Origin of the sequence: Ochrobactrum sp. AN78, from assembly GCF_029909885.1 — a bacterium.
GTDB classification, from domain to species: domain Bacteria; phylum Pseudomonadota; class Alphaproteobacteria; order Rhizobiales; family Rhizobiaceae; genus Brucella; species Brucella quorumnocens.
The window spans coordinates 378,586-398,185 of the sequence record NZ_JASAMU010000003.1 but is presented as its reverse complement, the minus strand read 5'-3'; the positions used below and the strand labels follow the sequence as shown (position 1 = coordinate 398,185).

The following is a 19,600-nucleotide window of genomic DNA, read 5'->3' as shown; positions in this document are numbered from 1 at the left end:
CTCTACTCCGTACGAATGCGCGGATCGACAAGGCCGTAGGCGATGTCCACCAGAAGATTAACGCCGATAATCAGCATCGACAGAATTGCGATTGTGGCCTGCAAAACCGGATAATCGCGGCTGGCAACAGCTTCAAAGGCAAGCGTACCCATGCCGGGCCAGTTGAACACGCGTTCAACCACAACGATGCCGCCCAAAAGTCCACCAAACTGAAGACCGATATAGGTAATGAGCGGAATGGCGCAGTTACGCAATGCATGCTTGTAGAGTACCTTGTTCTCGCTCAAGCCTTTAGCACGGGCGACCATGATATATTGCGACTGCAGGGTTTCGAGCATTGATGTCCGCACCAGACGAACATTGGTTGCCGTCAGAATGATGCCCATGGTCAACGCTGGCATCACAAAGCTTGCAATACCGCTCATGCCACTCGGTGGCAGCCATTGCAGGTAGATACCAAACAACAGCACCAGCATGGTGGCAAGCCAGAAGTTCGGAAAAGACAGGCCAACGAGCGAACATATACGAATGAGCTGATCGGCCCATTTGCCGCGCGATACAGCGGCCTTAATGCCAAGCGGTACCGAGATCACAATAGAAACGAACAAAGACGCGAAGGCCAGCATCAATGTTGCAGGCAGCGCGCTTCCAACAAGAACCGAGACCTGAGTACCGCCAAGAAAGCTCCGCCCGAGATCAAGTGTGAACAGTCCTTTGAGGAACTGCCAATACTGCACGAGGAACGGCTGGTTCAAACCCAGCCCTTCACGGATACGCACAAGATCGGCTTCAGTAATACTACCCGCACCTTGCGTCAGCATCAGTGCCGGATCGCCTGTGAGGCGGATCGCAAATGCGACGAGCAGCGTCATCGCGATCAATACGAATAACGCCTGCAAAATTCGTTTTATGAGAAATCCGGCCACCAGAGCGCCTCCGAAATGCTGCGGCAAGCCGATGATAACCGGCTTGCCGTATTAGTTACTACTCAACGGTTACGTCGGTCAGACGCAGACGGCTGTCAGGAACCGGAACGAAGTTCTTCACACGCTTGTTGACGCCGAAGATTGCCTTCAGGTTGTAAAGCGGCATTTCGAGAGCCCGATCGGCTGCATATTGCGCGATTTCCTGAAGCAGCTTCTCGCGCTCGCCGCGGTCGAGAACAGAACGCTGTGCTTCGAGCATCTTGTCGAGCTTTTCGTCCTTGTCGTACGGGTTCCACTTTTCGCCCGAATGATACATCGAGTAAGCAGTGTTATCGTAATCGAAGGTCCAGCCGCCCCAGGCCTGCTGGAACATTGCGCCGGTCTTGCCCTGCGGGATGATGTCGTTGAGCAGAACGTTGGTGTCATAAGGCTTTATGGTTGCATTAACGCCAACCATCTGCAGGAAGCTTGCGACGGCCTGTGCAACTTCATTAAAGCTCGCATCCTGACCACGCACGTCGATCTGCACCGTTGCACCCGGCTGCACGCCGGCTTCTTCGAGCAGCTTCTTAGCCTGTTCAGGATCGTAAGGTAGTGGCTTCATGTTCGGATCGAAACCAAACGAGAGCGAACCCTGGAAGCTTGCGATAGCTTCAGCCTGTCCAGCAAGGATCGACTGAATGATCGCATCACGATCCACGGCCATGATGAGCGCCTTGCGGACACGTTCATCTTTGGTGATACCGTCAGCTGTATTGAAACGCAGAGCGTAAACCGTTGGCCCCGAGGTCGTTACGAGTTCCAACTTCGGATCGCCTTCAATTGTCGGGATCATGCCAATTGGAATTGTCGGTGGAATGACAATGTCAACGCGACCGGCCTGAAGTTCGGCTACAGCAGTCGAAGGCTCTGTGATGAAGCGGTATTCGACTTCTGAAAGCTTTGGTGCGCCACCCCAATGATCCGCAAAGGCTTCGAGCTTGATGCTGACCTTCGGTTCATAGGAAACAACCTTGAACGGGCCAGTTCCGACCGGATGCGTGTTGAAATAGTCGTCACCCTTTTCGGTGATGTATTTCGGCGGAACGATCATCGCGCCATAACCGGCGAGCTTGGTGATCAGGACCGGATCAGGGGTTTTCAGGTGGAAATCGACAGTTTTATCGTCGATAACTTCAACCTTCTCGATTGCGATATAGTTGGAACGCTGCGGACCTTTCGCGCCATCTTCGCCAAGCAAACGATCAAAGGTGAATTTTACGGCTTCCGCATTGAATGGCTCACCATCATGAAACTTGACGCCTTCGCGCAAGGTGAAGCGGATGCGCTTGCCTTCGTCGAGTTCTTCCCATGACGTCGCCAAGCCTGGAACGATCTTCAAATCAGGACCGCGATAAACCAGACCGTCAAAAATATTGGTGGCGACCGACGCCCAGTTGACGAGGAATGTGTCGATCGGGTCCCAGCTGCCCGGGTCCTGCGGTGATGAAATGGTCAGCTTGCCGGCGGCAAACGCCGGAGCAGATGCGAACACAGCCGCTGACAGAGCGGAAGCCAGCAGAGCAGCTTTCAGTGTTTTCTTTATCATTATTTTTCCCCTTTGGGTTTGTGGAGCATTTCCGGCAAAGGTGTGAAGCGGCTTTGCGTAGGGATAATGCGACGAAAACTACTTCGGTCGGTCAGGCGCTTTCGGCGACAAAATGCCCTGACGCAACCTCGCGATGATTATAGATTGTCGGCTTGTCATCGATACGACGCGTGGTGCTCGGAATTTCACCTTCCAATGCGGCGCGCTCAGTCCGAACCGAAGGATCGGCAACAGGAACAGCCGACAACAGACGCTGCGTATAAGGATGCGATGGCGTCTCAAAAACCTGCCTGCGCGAACCGAGTTCCATGATTTGACCGAGATACAGAACAGCAACGCGGTGGCTCATCTTTTCAACAACAGCCATGTCGTGGCTGATGAAGAGATAAGCCAATCCATGTTCCTTCTGCAGATCCATGAACAAATTGATCACCTGAGCCTGAATGGAGACGTCGAGGGCAGACAGCGCCTCATCGGCAATAATCAGCTTGGGTTTTGAAGCCAGTGCGCGCGCAATGCAGATGCGCTGTCGCTGACCGCCTGAGAATTCGTGAGGATAACGCGTTGCGTGTTCCGGTCCAAGACCTACACGCTCAAGCAACTCAGCCACGCGTGCATTAATGGCCTTGCTATTGTCGAGAAGACCATGAGTGCGGATTGGTTCAGCGATGGAAAATCCGACAGTCTTGCGCGGATCGAGCGATGCGAACGGGTCCTGAAAAATATACTGAACTTCACGGCGCATAGCGTAGCGCTCGGAAGAACTCATCTGAGAGTAGGCCTTGCCATTGAATCGAATATCGCCAGCCAGCGGAGACTGAAGCTGTTGGATCGTGCGCCCAATTGTTGACTTGCCGGAACCGGACTCGCCAACGAGCGCCAGCGTTTCGCCGGGATATATATCGAAACTCACTTTCGATACGGCGTTGCAGACATGGGTGACTTTACCGAAAAGGTTTTTCTTGATCGGGAAGCGCACATAAAGATCGTCAACAGCCAATAGAGGCTTGTCGCTATAGCTCGCCGTATCCTGAATGCGCTCTTCCCCGGAAAGAACCGGCACACCATCGCGCATCATCATGACCGGCATACGCTTAGGGAATGCTTCGCCTGTCATGCTGCCAAGCTTGGGAACGGCAGACAAAAGCGTTTGCGTATAAGGGTGCTGCGGCGCTTCGAAGATACGGCCAACCGGACCCTCTTCAACCTTCTTTCCCTTCCACATGACGACGACATCATCAGCCATTTCTGCCACCACGCCCATGTCATGCGTGATGAAAATGACTGCCATTTCAAGCTCTTTCTGCAAATCCTTAATAATATGCAGGATCTGAGCCTGAATGGTGACATCGAGCGCTGTAGTTGGTTCGTCGGCAATCAGAAGCTTTGGACGGCATGCAAGCGCCATGGCAATCATCACGCGCTGACGCATCCCACCGGAAAGCTGGTGCGGATAACGCTTGAGCAGCCCTTCCGCATCCGGCAGGCGCACCATTTCCAAAAGGCGCTTACCTTCTGCGAGAGAAGCAGCTTTAGACATGCCCTCATGCAGCATAAGCACTTCGGAAAGCTGATTTCCGATGGTAAACACCGGATTGAGCGATGTCATCGGCTCCTGAAAAATCATCGCGATGTCTTTGCCGCGAATGCCGCGCATAGCCTTCTGATCAGCCTTCAACAGATCGCGCTCGCCATCCGGACTATTGAACAAAATGCGACCGGACGGAAATTTTGCACCGCTCATATCTGCGAGCCGCATAATGGAAAGCGACGTAATCGACTTGCCCGAACCCGATTCACCAACGACAGCCAGAGTACGTCCGGGCGCGACGGAAAAGCTCAAATCATCGACCACCCGGCTCGAGCCGAATTCTACACTGAGGCCCTCGACCGTCAGCAGAGGTTTTGAAACAGATAAGTTCAACTCGGTTCCGTTCAAAAGCGTAACTCTCTTATAACGTGATGGCAGACCGTGTGGCCTGATTGAATGCACCGGACATGAAACGCAGCAGTGCTGCCACTTCAGATAAGGTCTCTTCAGATGGACGCGCATTGGCTGTGGAATCAACCAGAAGACGTTCGCGGATTTGCGCATAGCGGGCGCAAGCCTCTGCGCCCTTCTCCGTAATCTTGACCGTCTTTTCCTTGGAAGCCTTGCCGGTTGTCAGCAGTCCGGCTTTTTCCAGCTTGCGGATAGCGTAAGTTGCGATGTGCGTGTCTTCTATATCCAGCACGAGGCATATATCCGCGAGCTTCTTCTCCCGTCCGCGGTGGCGGATCGAATGCAGGATCAGCACTTCGATGGGAGAAAGTCCCGGCAAACCAGCGGCTGCCATGCAGCGAACCATCCAGCGCGAGAAAGCATGCGATGCAAGGATAAGGCCATACTCAACTTCGGACATACCGGGAGAGCCGCCTTCGGCGAGATGAGCAGACGAAACAATAGGACCGAGAGAGGCAACAGAACGCAGATGCTTTGGCAGTGAAACTTCATCGAAGCCCTGCTCTGGCATTTCTGCCGCTATTTCCGAGTCTCTCTTATTCCCCATTATGGCTGCTCCCTTATTTATGTGAATTTTATGTCACCATCTTATCGACATTTTGTCAATAAAGTGGGAGTATGAAAATCCGAAAAGATTTAGAAATACACTGTCTTCATGCATGAGGGAGCCAAGAATGAGCGGAACGGGAAGCGGGGTGTGGGACTTCTGGATCGACCGTGGTGGCACGTTCACCGACGTCATCGGACGCGACCCGCAGGGCACACTTCATGCACGCAAGGTTCTCTCCGAAAACCCGTCAGCCTATAAGGATGCGGCCGTTCACGGCATCCGTTTGCATCTTGGCCTGACCGCTGGGGAGCCAGTTCCAGCAGGGCTGATTGGCGAAGTGCGCATGGGCACGACCGTTGCCACGAATGCACTTCTCGAGCGCAAGGGCGAACGGCTGGCACTTATCACCACCAAGGGCTTCCGCGACGCTCTGCGCATCGGTTATCAGGAACGCAAAAACATCTTTGCGACCGAAATAATCAAGCCAGAAGCGCTTTATGATAGTGTGACCGAGCTGAATGAGCGCGTCCGTGCAGACGGCACAGTCGAAAAAACGCTCGATCCTGCCGAGGCCGCAGCTGCGCTGCGTTTTCTTAAAGAACAGGGCTATAAGTCGATCGCAATTGCCCTCATGCATGCCTATAAGTTTCCTGAGCATGAAGCCGAAATCGCTCGCATTGCGCGCGAAATCGGATTTGAACAAGTATCCGTCAGCCATGAAGTCTCTCCCCTGATCAAGCTGGTCGGGCGTGGCGATACGACTGTGGTCGATGCTTATCTTTCACCTGTCCTTCGCCGCTATGTCGCACAGGTTTCCAATGAACTCGACGTCGAACGCACTGGCGCTCGCGTTATGTTCATGATGTCATCGGGTGGCCTTACCGCCGCTGATCTGTTTCAGGGCAAAGATGCAATTCTGTCCGGTCCTGCGGGTGGTGTCGTAGGTCTCGCCCGTACCGGTGAGACTGCCGGATTCGGTCAAGTCATCGGCTTTGATATGGGCGGCACGTCAACCGACGTCGCCCATTTTGATGGCGAATATGAGCGCGCCTTTGAGACAGAAGTCGCGGGCGTCCGTGTTCGTGCGCCGATGATGCTGATCCATACAGTCGCTGCTGGCGGTGGCTCTATCCTGCATTACGATGCCGGACGGTTCCGCGTTGGACCAGATTCGGCGGGTGCAAACCCCGGCCCTGCCTGCTATCGCAATGGTGGGCCACTCGCTGTCACAGACGCCAATGTCATGCTTGGCAAATTAATCCCCGATTACTTCCCTGCGATTTTTGGACCTGAGCAGAATCAACCGCTCGATGTCGCGCGCGTGCGTGAGTTGTTCACAGATCTGGCCGCTCAGATTGGCGACGGTCGTTCGCCGGAGACAGTGGCAGACGGCTTCATCCGCATTGCTGTGGCCAATATGGTCGAGGCGATCAAGAAAATCTCCGTCCAGCGCGGCTATGATGTCACCCGCTACGCGTTAAGCTGCTTCGGGGGCGCTGGCGGTCAGCATGCTTGCCTCGTTGCTGACGCACTCGGCATGAAGAACATCCTTCTTCATCCAATGTCGGGACTACTTTCAGCATACGGCATGGGCCTCGCGGATATTCGCGCAACGCGTCAGAAAGCTCTAGGCGTATCACTTGATGCTTCGGCACCTGCCGCACTGAATGTCCTTGCCGAAGAACTCGCACTAGAATGCGTTGCGGAACTCACAACACAAGGCATCGAAACCGATGCCATCAAGCGACATCTGCGTGCGCATATCCGTTATGCGGGTACGGATACGGTGCTTTCAATTGAAGCAACCTTCCCTTCTGAGGACAACGCCCAACGTTTGCGTTCTGAATTTGAAATCGCACATAAGCGCCGTTTCGGGTTCATTGCAGAAAACAAGGCATTGGTCATCGATGCTGTTGAAGTCGAAGCAGTTGGCGGTGGTGCAGGCGAAACGGAAACGAGCCTCTCTCTCGAAAGCGATCTGGAGGCGGAAACCGCGAAGCGCTCTAGCTTCTTTTCGCATGGGGAATTCCATGATGCAGGCGTTGTTATTCGCGAGAAGATCCAGCGTGGCCAGACTGTTACCGGCCCTGCAATCATCATCGAAAAGAACCAGACGATTGTCATCGAAGATGGCTGGCAAGCCCGCCTGACCCAGCATGATCATATCGTTCTGACACGTATCAAGGCACTCCCTTTGCGCACAGCAATCGGTACAGAAGCCGATCCGGTCATGCTTGAGATTTTCAACAATCTCTTCATGTCTATTGCAGAGCAGATGGGCGTAACGCTCCAGAACACGGCCTATTCGGTCAACATCAAAGAACGTCTCGATTTCTCTTGCGCCGTGTTTGATGCAGAAGGCAACCTGGTTGCCAATGCACCGCACATGCCAGTGCATCTCGGCTCCATGGATGCGTCCGTTGCAACGGCTATCCGTGAGAACACAGATATCAAGCCGGGCGACGTGTTCCTGATCAACGCGCCTTACAATGGTGGAACGCACCTGCCCGATTTGACCGTCTGCACGCCAGTGTTTGACGATGAAAATCGTGAAATTCGGTTCTGGGTTGCAAGCCGTGGTCACCATGCCGACATTGGAGGCATCGCGCCTGGTTCAATGTCGCCCTTGGCAGTGAACATTGAGCAGGAAGGCGTCTATATCGACAACTTCAAGCTGGTTGATCGCGGCACTTTCCGCGAAGATGCTCTCTCAACACTTCTGACAGGAGCGACCTATCCGGTGCGCAACCTCACTCAGAACGTCAACGATCTGAAAGCGCAGATTGCGGCCAATGAAAAGGGCGTCGCTGAGCTTAAAAAAATCATCGGCCTCTTCGGCGAAGATGTCGTCAAAGCTTATATGGGCCATGTTCAGGACAATGCAGCTGAAAGTGTGCGCCGTGTTCTCGACAAGCTGCCAGACGGTCATTTCACCTATGAAATGGATCAGGGTTGCCAGATCGAAGTTCGGGTCACAATTGACCGCGATAAGCGCGAAGCAACGGTCGATTTCACCGGCACCTCAGAACAACGTCCAGACAACTTCAATGCACCCGAACCCGTAACGCGTGCTGCAGTGCTGTACGTGTTCCGCGTGTTGGTTGAGGGCGACATTCCGATGAATGCCGGTTGCCTGAGGCCGATCAAAATCATCGTTCCGCAAGGCTCGATGCTCTCTCCACGCTTCCCGGCTGCTGTTGTAGCAGGCAATGTCGAAGTCAGTCAGGCAGTCACCAATTGTCTGTTTGGCGCAACCAAGGCGATGGCTGCAGCGCAAGGCACCATGAATAATCTGACATTCGGCAATGACGAGTATCAGTATTACGAAACCATCTGCTCCGGTGCCCCTGCTGGGCCGGGATTTAATGGTGCTGATGCGGTCCATACGCATATGACCAATTCCCGCCTCACCGATCCAGAGATTCTGGAAACACGGTTCCCGGTATTGCTGGAAGACTTCCATATTCGCGAAGGCTCTGGTGGAAAGGGCAAGTGGCATGCAGGTGATGGCACCAAGCGCACGATCCGTGCACTGAAGACGCTCGACTTTGCAATTTTGTCTGGTCATCGTCGGGTAGCACCATTCGGTCTTGAAGGCGGCGAACCGGGTCAGACCGGACGCAACGAAGTGCGCCGCAAGGATGGCACCGTTGAGGTGCTCGGCAATTGCGACCAGACCGTGCTTGAAGCAGGTGAAGCCTTTACCGTTGTGACGCCAACAGGCGGTGGTTTTGGTAAAGCCTGATTACAGAGACAATCGATCTACAAACGCCGCCGAAAGGCGGCGTTTTTCATTGTGGTTCAGTATGTCTCCCAAAAGTGGGAACCGGTTTTGGGACAAAATCATGCGTGAATATAAAGATCGCATGGATATTATAAAATGCGCCGTACTTTAGAACCAGAAATTGCCAGATCCCGATATGCGGATTCAGATTGCTGTAATTGATAATAAAATAGAAATAATTTCTTCATGGGGGGCTAAGGCTGCGATTTTAGACGCTTCATTAGAATTAAATTCCTGTATTTTACGTCTCACCGAATAATTTTACAGGTAGCCTCAAAATGAAGTTCGCAAAAATCCTCGCCACCGTTGGTGTTCTCCAGGCAGCCCTCCTCTCGACCGCACTGGCCGGTGAAAACCTTGACGCCATCAAATCGGCAGGCGTGCTGAAGATCGGCACAGAAGGCACCTATGCACCGTTCACCTTCCACGACAAGGAAAACAAACTTGTCGGTTTTGACGTGGAAATCGGTGAAGCTGTTGCTCAGAAGCTCGGTGTGAAGCCTGAATTCGTCGAAGGTAAGTGGGACGGTCTTATTGCCGGTCTCGATGCCAAGCGTTATGACGCAGTCATCAATCAGGTTGGTATCACTGAAGAACGCCAGAAGAAATTCGCTTTTTCCAACCCTTACATCGTTTCCAAGGTTGTTCTTATCGTCAATGACAAGAACGATACGATCAAGGATTTTGCTGACCTGAAGGGTACAAAGTCTGCTCAGTCGCTGACCAGTAATTATGGTCGCATTGCCAAAGAAGCTGGCGCAGAACTGGTTGCAACCGACGGCTTTGATCAATCGGTCCAGCTGGTGCTGACCGGCCGTGCCGACGCGACGCTCAATGACAGCCTGTCGTACCTTGATTTCAAAAAGCATCAGCCAAACGCACCTGTGAAGGTTGTCGCTGAAAAGGAAAATGCAGACGCTTCAGGCATCATTGTTCGCAAGGGTGATGACGATCTGGTCGCTGCAATCAACAAGGCTCTTGATGAAATCAAGGCTGACGGCACTTACGACAAGATTTCGCAGAAGTATTTCGGCCAGGACGTTTCGAAATAATTTTCAAATAAGTGCAATTAAGGAAGCCGGAACATGTTTCCGGCTTCCTTTCGTTGTGCCTATATACCGTTCTGAAGCGCATCCATTTCTGGAATCTCCCATTTAAGGACCGAACACGTGCCCGATTGGCTTCTACTCATGGCGGATTCCCTGCCCACCCTGCTGTGGGCCGGGCTGATGTTCACCATCCCTCTGACAATTCTGTCCTTCATATTTGGGCTGTCCCTCGGGCTTCTTACAGCGCTCGTACGCCTGTTTTCCCCTGTTTGGGTGTCGCTCATCGCACGTTTTTACGTGTGGATTTTCCGCGGCACACCAATGCTGGTTCAGCTGTTCGTGATCTTTTATGGCCTTCCAAGCGCTGGCATTTATCTCGACGCCTTTACGGCAGCAGTCATTGGCTTTTCGCTCAACGTCGGTGCCTACAGCTCCGAGGTCATTCGTGCTGTTATTTCCTCTGTGCCGAAAGGCCAGTGGGAAGCCGCGTATTCGATTGGCATGAGCTGGCGTCAGGCACTGACCCGCACCATTCTGCCACAAGCTACCCGCACTGCTGTTCCGCCGCTGTCGAATACCTTTATCTCGTTGGTAAAGGATACCTCGCTTGCCGCAGCAATTACGGTGCCAGAGCTTTTCCAGTCAGCACAGCGCATTGTTGCTACGACCTATGAACCTCTGATCCTCTATATCGAAGCTGCGCTGATTTATCTGGCGCTCAGCACTGTCCTGTCCCATCTTCAGGCACGGCTCGAAAAGCGCTTCAGACGCTATGGCGGAACATTGGAGACAAACGCATGATCGAGCTCAAAAATATCGTAAAAAGCTTCGATAACGTTGTTATCCTCAATGATATCAATGTGAAGATCGCCGAAGGCACGGTTACGGCACTTGTCGGTCCGTCGGGCGGCGGCAAAAGCACCTTGCTGCGCTGCATCAATCTGCTTGAGATTCCGACTTCCGGCACGCTGGTTCTTGGCGGACAAAGCATTACGCTCGATCCTGATCATAAGCCAAGCTGGCAGGCGATCCAGTCGATCCGCCGCCAAACCGGCATGGTGTTTCAGAACTTCCAGCTCTTTCCGCACCAGACTGCAATCCAGAACGTCATGGAAGGCCTCGTAACGGTCCTGAAATGGCCAAAGGCAAAGGCGCAGGAACGGGCAATGGAATTGCTGACAAAAGTCGGAATGGCGCACAAGGCCGATGCATGGCCTGCAACCCTTTCCGGCGGACAGCAGCAGCGCATCGCCATAGCGCGTGCGCTGGCTCCTTCGCCGCGTGTGCTTCTGTGTGATGAGCCGACGTCAGCACTTGATCCAGAGCTCGCATCCGAAGTTGTAGATGTGTTGAGCAAACTGGCCAAGGAAGGCACGACAATGGTCATTGCGACGCATGATTTGCGTCTTGCTTCCAAGATCGCGCAAAATGTCGTGTTTCTGGAGTCAGGCAACATTATCGAGACTGGCAGCGCGCATGATGTCTTCGTCAATCCGGCGCGCGAACGCACCAAACAATTCGTAGCTACGATCAATGCGGCACATAGCTACGATATCTAACGCTCACCAGAACAACCTATACTTCGAGATCAGGGGCTTTTGTGCACAACGAAAGCCCCTGATCATATGTGCCCTATTAAATTCATTCGTGGTTTTATCAATTTTCCAATGTCACTTCCCTGCCTGCCCCTTGGTAAATGCCCAAAGCGCTGTTACATTAAGGACAACGTAAAAATTGAAGCGCCTTGCTTGCGTCCTTTCAGGTTCGCGCGGCGCCATAAGGATAAAAACCTTGAAGAACCCCGAGGAGCGCCCTGCAGGAATGGCGCATCAAGGGGCGTCCGGTGGACAAACGGGCAATCTACAGACCCGGAATCCGCCCGAGAACGGCAAGCGCAAACCGCGCAAGGAAGCCGTTTCAGAAGTCGGCAAGGCACCCAATGCCTCCGATTCAGGACGCTCAGACACGGAAAGCAAGGGCTCGCAAAGCCAGCGCAAGCGTGCACGCCGTCGCAATCGCGGGAAAGTATCTCGCGGTACGGAAGCGCATACGCAAAAGCCAGTCGTTGCTGAAGCTCCTGCTGTCGATGCCAAATCTGTCGACGGCAAACCAGTTGGGAAAATATCGAATCGCCGTCGCCGCGCCCGCAAGAAAAAGCAGGCCCGGCAGCAAAGCGGTTTGCCTTTGCATGCAGACAATGTAGCGAAGGCCCAGAATGCTGCTCCCCGCTCAGATAACTCTCAGGGGCAATCACAGCAATCCAAGCGCAATCAAAGTGGAACGCATCTTCCGCGCAGCAATGTGCAGGAAGCACCGCTTTATGCAGCGCTGGATCTTGGTACCAACAATTGCCGCTTGCTGATCGCCTCGCCAACACGCCCGGGCCAATTCCGCGTAGTCGATGCATTTTCGCGCATTGTTCGCCTTGGCGAAGGTCTTAGCTCATCTGGTCGTTTGAGCGAACATGCCATGCAGCGTGCAATTGATGCGCTCAAAATCTGCCGCGATAAGCTTGCAGCACGTAAGATCAGACGTGCACGCTTGATTGCCACTGAGGCTTGCCGCTCGGCAGCCAATGGCGAAGAGTTTCTCGCTCGGGTCCGTGAAGAAACCGGGCTTGAGCTTGAAATCGTTGACCGCCAAACAGAAGCACGCCTTGCTGTATCTGGTTGTGGAACGCTGGTAACGCGCGAGACCGACGCAGTCGTGCTTTTCGATATTGGCGGCGGTTCGTCAGAAATCGCACTGATCGATGTATCCCAGCGCCGTTCGCCGCGTCTTGCCGAACATATCACGGCATGGACTTCCCTCCCCGTCGGTGTTGTCACTTTGGCCGAACGCTTTGGTGGACGTAACGTCACGCAAGAAAGCTTCGACGCCATGGTCGGCCATGTCACGGAGCTTCTGTCCGGGTTTGCGGAACGTCATTGTCTGGGCCAGCTCACCGCAAGTTCACGTTTTCACCTGCTTGGCACATCCGGCACCGTGACCACACTCGCCGGAATCCATCTCGGACTGGAACGCTATGATCGGCGTCGCGTCGATGGTATGTGGATGGGATCAGAAGAAGTGACACAGATGACAAGCCGTCTCTTGTCATGGGATTTTGACGCGCGGGTTGCCAATCCTTGTATTGGTGCCGACCGAGCCGATCTCGTACTGGCTGGCTGTGCCATTCTCGATGCCATACGCAATGTCTGGCCCAGTGAAAAACTTCTCGTTGCTGATCGCGGACTACGCGAGGGCATATTGACCGAACTCATGTCGCGTGACGGTGCCTGGCGCCATAACCGCGCCCAAACTGCCAAAGCTGGCGGTAAAACCGACGTAAGAAACAGGCATTGAAGATGAGCAAAGCAGGCGGAAACAAAGGCGGCACGAAAACCGGTGGTCGCGGTGGTGCTGGCACAAGCAATCTGCGCGTTCGCGTGAAGAAAAAAGCCGGAACCATCAAGGAATCCTCGCGGCGCTGGCTGGAACGTCACCTGAACGATCCCTACGTGCACAAGTCGAGGAAAGACGGCTATCGCTCACGCGCGGCTTATAAGCTGATTGAAATCAACGATCGCTACGACCTTCTGAAAAAAGGCCAGAAGATCATCGATCTGGGCGCAGCTCCCGGCGGCTGGTCGCAGATCGCAGCTAAGATTGTCGGTTCCACCGATGAAAACCCGCAAGTTGTCGGCATCGACTATCTGCATGTTGATCCATTGCCCGGCGTTATTTTGCTGGAAATGGACTTTCTCGATGAAACGGCACCAGAGAAGCTGATGGAGGCGCTCGGTGACAAGCCTGATCTGGTGATTTCGGACATGGCGGCACCGACGACTGGTCACCGCCGTACGGACCATTTGCGTACCGTGCATCTTTGTGAAGTGGCGGCCGACTTTGCGGTATCAGTGCTGAAGCCGGGTGGGCACTTCCTCACCAAGACATTCCAGGGAGGCACTGAAAACGATCTGTTGGCAATGCTGAAACAGAAGTTCCGTTCCGTTCATCATATCAAGCCACCAGCATCGCGTGCAGAATCGGTCGAGCTTTATCTGCTTGCCCGCGATTTTAAGGGTTAGTCATAGCGCGATAAGATAGGTTGAGAAAAAGGCGGCTTTCAAAACCGCCTTTTTATTTGCCGTTAGCGGAATCCGCGGCCTCTAAAGCTGTGCGCTCTTTGCTCTTTGACTTGAGGATTGCCGGGCCGGAAAGCTCACGTCCAGCATCTGGCGCCAGCTTTGCAAACCAGAAGAACGCTGTGGCCGAAACAGCCGCAACAACGAAAAAGCCAATATGGAAATCCGCAAGCTGCAGCGGAGCTCCTCGCACAGCTGTGCTGATTTCAAGAATGCCACCCGCCATCGCAACACCCAGTGCAATTGAAACCTGCTGCGCAACGGCTGTAATCGGTGTCGCCTGACTTGTCTTGGCATCGGGAATTTCGGCAAAAGCCAAAGCATTGACGCCGGTAAAGAACATCGAGCGGAAAAATCCACCAATCAGCAGAAAGCCGATGATGAATCCATAAGGCGTTTCAGGAAAGAACAGGCCGTTTGCGGCGATGAATGCCGCTGAAATCAGTGAACCATACATCAGTGTTCTGCGGAAGCCGAACAGACTAAAGACGCGCTTAGCCCCAAACTTCATGCTGATAGCACCAATCGCGGAAACGAATGTCATCATGCCTGACTGAAACGGCGTCATGCCAAAACCAAGCTGGAACATCAAAGGCAGCAGAAACGGAATTGCGCCAATACCCAGCCGGAACACACTGCCGCCGAAAACCGCAGAGCGGAAGACTTGATTATCGAAGAGTTTCAGGTTGAGAAGCGGATCGCTGACACGACGCGCGTGAAGGATATAAAGAACCGAACAAATCAGCCCGACAGCGACTGTCACAACACCGATCATCGGCGGCAGAGCCGGAAGGCTTACAACCGACAGGCCGAAAACCACGCCCGACATCGCAATGCCAGACAGAAAAAACCCCGGCCAGTCGAGAGGCTTTATGATCCGCTCATCATTGTCGGGCAAAAACCGGGTCGCAAACCAAATTCCAATTACGCCGATCGGAACGTTGATCAGAAATATCCAGTGCCACGAGAAGAAAGTCGTTATGAAGCCGCCCACAGGCGGGCCAACCAACGGCCCAACCATCGCAGGGATCGTGAGCCACGCCATGGCTGAGACGAGTTCGCTTCTGGGTGTCGAACGGATGAGGACCAATCGCCCGACCGGTGTCATCATCGCGCCACCCATGCCCTGCAAAAACCTTGCGACCACAAAAGCAGCGAGCGAGTTGGACGCAGCACAAGCCAGCGAGCCAACCACGAAAATTGCAATCGCCGCCCGGAAGACATTCTTGGCACCGAATCGGTCGGCCATCCATCCGCTCACCGGAATAAAAACCGCAAGAGAGACGAGGTAAGCCGTCAATGCGAGTTTTAACGCAATTGGACTGGTGCCGATATCCGCGGCAATTGCAGGAAGCGATGTTGAAATAACGTTCGAGTCCATTTGCTCCATGAAAAGAGCAATTGCGAGCACGAGTGGAACGATCCGGTTCAAGATGAAAATCCGAATAAAAGCAGAGAATTAAGGACGACTTCGTCAGTCAATCACAACTTCTGCTTTATGTAGCGTCCGCGCGAAATTTGCCAGTTAATTTCACGTCACAATGCGGTGACTATCTTACAAACCAACCAATATCGGGGATCTGGGCACTTTCTCACGGGCTGTTACACTCGTTCACATTTATGTAAAATGGGTTGCGCTACCCGTAACGGGCTGTTACATTTCGTTACAGTTCTCGAGCTTTAGAATCCGATGTGGAGGCGTCGCGGTTCAAGGAGGTAGAAAATGAGCGATATTACAAGAACAGCGATCGTCTATGGAATGATGATCATTTCGCTGAATACCGCACTGGCAATCGGTCTTCTTGGGTTGGACTTCCTGCGTTAGACGCAGCATCCACAAAATAGAATTTTGCCCTCCAGGCAAGCATGAAAAAGGGTGTTCCTAATTTTGGGAGCGCCCTTTTCATTTGGAGCGCCAATCTGTTTCAATCAGATCGGCGCTCCGAATGGTTGCAGTGTGCAGCAAATTTAATCTGTTTGAGCGACCTTTGTGCGCCCAAGAGGGCGCACGGCGCTCTAATGAGGCGCACCATAGGCAAAAGTCAAACCATCACCCAGTTTGCAGTCAAAAACCTTTTTCTCGGTTATAACGTCATATGTTCTTGGAGAGAGCATTTGAACGGTAACCGTTGCACTGTCGTCTGACATCACGCGATAACGGACAAATTCAAGAACAGGTGTACCGTCTTCGCGAACAGTCATATGCGCATCCGAGAATATAATCGACGGATTGGGGTTCGACAGCTTCATAAAGGACTGAACAACGACACCACCCGTAATGGCCGTTCCTTTGATCTTGCTACCAGTTTTCTGCTGACAGGCATCAAGTTTCAGTAGAGCGGTTGTCCTGTCTCCCGCAATCAGATGCGTGCTTAATGCTTCATACTGACTTTTGCTCTCAGCATGAGCTACGCCCGAAACAACAGTGGCGGTCAACACGATTGCCAGTTTGGTCTTCCAATGCATCACATGAACTCTCTGTTCAGTTTCCATGCATTGGAAGCTAGTCAAATCCGCTGTTCGAGCTATTCCAAAGAATAGCCCGTTAAAATGAACCGCTATAAAATCCGACCTTGAGTTGATGGATCGAAAAACACCGACTTGTCGAGATTAAATGCGAGCCGCGACCTTTGGCCTGCAACAATGCGGGCATCAGCACGTAAACGCGCGACTACCTGCTTGCCACCAATGCGCGTCACAGCGAACGTGTCCGATCCTGCTGGTTCCACAACATCAATCAGGCACTCACCTTCAACCACCGCATGAGCATTGCGGTCAGCACCATCAGGATCGGTCAGGGCTTCAGGGCGGATACCAAACATGACTTGCTTGCCCACATACTCACTGAGGCTTTGTGGTGCTGTTTTCAGCGGAAGCCTTAGCGTTTCACCCTCGCCCTGCTCAAGCACGACCGCAAGCTCTGAACCGTTCTTTTCGATGCCGGCATGAAGAAGGTTCATCGCAGGTGAGCCCATAAAATCCGCGACGAACATATTGGCCGGGTTGTTATAGATTTCAGCCGGAGTGCCGAATTGCTGCAAAACGCCGTCCTTCAGAACAGCGATCTTGGTCGCAAGCGTCATCGCTTCAATCTGATCATGGGTCACATAGACAATCGTGGTCTTCATGCGATGATGCAACCGCTTGATCTCGGTACGCATATCAACGCGCAGCTTGGCATCGAGGTTCGAGAGCGGCTCATCGAACAGGAAGACCTGTGGATTGCGCACCAAAGCGCGCCCCATCGCTACACGTTGCCGCTGACCACCAGAAAGCTGGCTTGGTTTGCGGTCCAGCAGATGGCCGATCTGCAGAATATCTGCGACTTCCTGAATGGCTTTCTCGCGTTCAGGCTTAGGCACTTTGCGAATTTCCATCCCGAAAGCGATGTTTCCGCCCACGGTCATGTTCGGATAAAGCGCATAGGACTGAAACACCATCGCAATATCGCGCTGCGAAGGATGCAGGCCGGAAACAGAACGATCATTGATCAAAATATCGCCGGACGTAATAGGCTCAAGACCGGCAATTGTGTTCAGCAATGTGGACTTGCCGCAGCCTGATGGGCCGACGAGTACCAGAAAGCCGCCTTCCTCAATCTCGATATTGATATCCTTCAAGACCGAGACATTGCCGTAGGATTTGTAAAGATCAGTAATTTTCAGAAATGACATGTCAGACTTATCCCTTAACGGCACCGGACATCAGGCCGCGCACGAAGTAGCGCCCGGAAACAATGTAGACGATCAGCGTTGGTAACGCCGCCAGAATGGCAGCTGCAAAGTGAACGTTATATTCCTTGACGCCTGTGGAGGAGGAAACGAGGTTATTAAGCGCAACAGTCATGGGCGTTGAATTTGCACCAGAGAAGGAAGCACCGAATAGGAAGTCGTTCCAGATATTGGTGAACTGCCAGATGATTGAGACGACGATGATCGGGCCAGACGATGGCAGAAGAATGCGCCAGAAAATCTGGAAAAAGCTGGCTCCATCGATTTGCGCCGCACGTACCAGCTCGGTCGGAAATGCCTCGTAATAATTGCGGAAGTAAAGCGTCGTGAAGCCGATACCATAGACCACGTGAACGAGGATCAGACCCCAGATTGTGCCCGCAATACCGAGCATTCCCAGAACGCGCGCCATTGGGATAAGGACAATCTGAAACGGAATGAAGCAGGACAGCAGCAACAGGCCGAAGAAAATATTGGAGCCGCGAAAGCGCCATTTGGTAAGTACATAGCCGTTGAGTGCGCCAACAACAGTGGAGATGGCGACGGCAGGCACGACCATCAGGATCGAATTGATAAAGAAGGGCTTGAGGCCTGTAGGCTGCACGCCGATTTGTGCAGTCGACCATGCCGAAAGCCAGGGTTCAATTGTCCATTGTTGTGGCAGGCCCAACATGCCGCCTTGACGAATTTCCTCCAGCGGCTTGAAGGAATTCACCAGCATCACATAGAGCGGCAGCAGATAGTAAATTGCGAAGAGCAGCAGCGCAGAATAGATCAAAGCGCGTGTCAGCTTACCACTGTTGATGGCGTTTTCCTGGGTCTGGGCGCTCATGACCGTGACCCCCCGCGAATTTCCGAATAGAGATACGGAATGATAATCGAGAATATCATAACAAGCATGATGATTGCCGAAGATGCACCGATACCCATCTGATTGCGGGTGAACGTATAGGAATACATGAAGGTCGCGGGCAATTCGGTTGCCTGTCCGGGTCCACCGCCAGTTAAGGCGATCACAAGATCATAGGCCTTGATTGCAAGATGCGCGAGCACCACAAAAGCCGACAAGAACACCGGGCGCATCAAAGGAATGATGATGCGGCGATAAATTGTTCCGGTCGAAGCTCCGTCGATCTGTGCCGCTTTGATGATCTCGTTGTCAACGCCACGCAGACCAGCAAGGAACATGGCCATTACAAAGCCTGACGACTGCCAGACAGCAGCAATCACCAGACAGTAAATTGCCATCGTGTTGCTCTTGATCCAGTTGAAGGTGAAACCTTCCCAGCCCCATAATCGAACAGTGTGCTCAAGACCGATACCCGGATCGAGAAACCATTTCCACGCCGTACCTGTCACGATGAAGGAAAGCGCCATCGGATAAAGGTAGATCGGACGCAGAAAGCCTTCTCCGCGGATTTTCTGATCGAGCAGGATTGCCAGAAAGAGGCCGATAACCGAACAAATGATAATGTAAAGCGACGCGAAAATCGCAAGATTGGTTACCGCACGCCACCAATGTGGCAATGCCCAAAGCTTTTCATAATTTGACAGGCCAACAAAGCCGTAGGACGGCAACATGCGGCTGTTTGTGACAGAAAGAACGCCTGTATAGATAATAAATCCATATACAAAGACGAGGACAATCAAGAAGCTCGGCGCGAGAACCAGCTTGGGCACCAGTTCTTGTAGTCGGCTGTTACGCTGCATATTTGCGCCATCCTGTTTAAGCTACTGCCTCCTGCTGTCAGCTTGTTTAAGAGCGCATTCCGAAAAGTAACAATGATTTTCGGATCAGATGTGCGTTAAGACAAGCCCTTAGAGCGCAGGTGTTATGGGCGGT

The 19,600-nt window shown here is 53.0% G+C and carries 15 protein-coding genes; 6 read left to right on the top strand and 9 right to left on the bottom strand.

Annotation, left to right across the window (positions count from 1 at the left end):
* Positions 1 to 2: 2 nt before the first annotated feature.
* The 4 genes from QBD00_RS08635 to QBD00_RS08620 all read right to left on the bottom strand — a co-directional run bounded on the left by QBD00_RS08635 (position 3) and on the right by QBD00_RS08620 (position 5,063).
* Positions 3 to 926: an ABC transporter permease gene (locus QBD00_RS08635; protein WP_095445649.1), complete on the bottom strand. Its 924-nt coding sequence runs from the start codon at positions 924 to 926 to the stop codon at positions 3 to 5.
* Between the two features lie 58 nt (positions 927 to 984).
* On the bottom strand, positions 985 to 2,514 hold the full coding sequence (locus QBD00_RS08630; RefSeq protein ID WP_264230748.1) for an ABC transporter substrate-binding protein: 1,530 nt from the start codon (positions 2,512 to 2,514) through the stop codon (positions 985 to 987).
* 91 nt (positions 2,515 to 2,605) lie between these two features.
* Positions 2,606 to 4,453, bottom strand: a complete 1,848-nt coding sequence (locus tag QBD00_RS08625; RefSeq protein WP_151092130.1) for an ABC transporter ATP-binding protein — start codon at positions 4,451 to 4,453, stop codon at positions 2,606 to 2,608.
* Positions 4,454 to 4,466: 13 nt separating this feature from the next.
* Entirely contained in the window at positions 4,467 to 5,063 is a 597-nt protein-coding gene (locus QBD00_RS08620) for a winged helix DNA-binding protein (protein WP_167382733.1), read from the bottom strand.
* Between the two features lie 112 nt (positions 5,064 to 5,175).
* Between QBD00_RS08620 and QBD00_RS08615 the strand changes: the two genes are divergently transcribed.
* The 6 genes from QBD00_RS08615 to QBD00_RS08590 all read left to right on the top strand — a co-directional run bounded on the left by QBD00_RS08615 (position 5,176) and on the right by QBD00_RS08590 (position 13,969).
* On the top strand, positions 5,176 to 8,811 hold the full coding sequence (locus QBD00_RS08615; protein WP_318579205.1) for a hydantoinase B/oxoprolinase family protein: 3,636 nt from the start codon (positions 5,176 to 5,178) through the stop codon (positions 8,809 to 8,811).
* A 317-nt stretch (positions 8,812 to 9,128) separates the two neighbouring features.
* Positions 9,129 to 9,902, top strand: coding sequence for an amino acid ABC transporter substrate-binding protein (locus QBD00_RS08610; RefSeq protein WP_151092126.1), 774 nt, complete (start codon positions 9,129 to 9,131; stop codon positions 9,900 to 9,902).
* A 117-nt stretch (positions 9,903 to 10,019) separates the two neighbouring features.
* Positions 10,020 to 10,700, top strand: coding sequence for an amino acid ABC transporter permease (locus QBD00_RS08605; protein WP_095444316.1), 681 nt, complete (start codon positions 10,020 to 10,022; stop codon positions 10,698 to 10,700).
* A complete protein-coding gene (locus QBD00_RS08600; RefSeq protein ID WP_318579204.1) occupies positions 10,697 to 11,458 on the top strand; it encodes an amino acid ABC transporter ATP-binding protein in 762 nt (253 codons plus the stop codon). The genes QBD00_RS08605 and QBD00_RS08600 overlap by 4 nt, the downstream gene beginning before the upstream one ends.
* A gap of 232 nt (positions 11,459 to 11,690) precedes the next feature.
* On the top strand, positions 11,691 to 13,244 hold the full coding sequence (locus QBD00_RS08595; protein WP_318579203.1) for a Ppx/GppA phosphatase family protein: 1,554 nt from the start codon (positions 11,691 to 11,693) through the stop codon (positions 13,242 to 13,244).
* 2 nt (positions 13,245 to 13,246) lie between these two features.
* Complete coding sequence (locus QBD00_RS08590) at positions 13,247 to 13,969, top strand: RlmE family RNA methyltransferase (protein WP_151092120.1); 723 nt, start codon at positions 13,247 to 13,249, stop codon at positions 13,967 to 13,969.
* Positions 13,970 to 14,021: 52 nt separating this feature from the next.
* Here QBD00_RS08590 and QBD00_RS08585 read toward each other — a convergent pair whose 3' ends face one another.
* The 5 genes from QBD00_RS08585 to QBD00_RS08565 form a co-directional block, all read right to left on the bottom strand.
* Complete coding sequence (locus QBD00_RS08585; RefSeq protein WP_318579202.1) at positions 14,022 to 15,458, bottom strand: MFS transporter; 1,437 nt, start codon at positions 15,456 to 15,458, stop codon at positions 14,022 to 14,024.
* A gap of 584 nt (positions 15,459 to 16,042) precedes the next feature.
* Complete coding sequence (locus tag QBD00_RS08580; RefSeq protein WP_318579201.1) at positions 16,043 to 16,492, bottom strand: VirK family protein; 450 nt, start codon at positions 16,490 to 16,492, stop codon at positions 16,043 to 16,045.
* Between the two features lie 92 nt (positions 16,493 to 16,584).
* Positions 16,585 to 17,700, bottom strand: coding sequence for a sn-glycerol-3-phosphate ABC transporter ATP-binding protein UgpC (locus QBD00_RS08575; RefSeq protein ID WP_318579200.1), 1,116 nt, complete (start codon positions 17,698 to 17,700; stop codon positions 16,585 to 16,587).
* A 7-nt stretch (positions 17,701 to 17,707) separates the two neighbouring features.
* The gene (locus QBD00_RS08570; RefSeq protein ID WP_318579199.1) at positions 17,708 to 18,589 is read right to left on the bottom strand and encodes a carbohydrate ABC transporter permease; all 882 of its coding nucleotides are present in this window, start codon (positions 18,587 to 18,589) and stop codon (positions 17,708 to 17,710) included.
* Positions 18,586 to 19,467 carry a carbohydrate ABC transporter permease gene (locus tag QBD00_RS08565; protein ID WP_024896313.1) on the bottom strand — a complete coding sequence of 294 codons (882 nt, stop codon included), beginning with the start codon at positions 19,465 to 19,467 and terminating at the stop codon, positions 18,586 to 18,588. The genes QBD00_RS08570 and QBD00_RS08565 overlap by 4 nt, the downstream gene beginning before the upstream one ends.
* Positions 19,468 to 19,600: the final 133 nt, after the last annotated feature.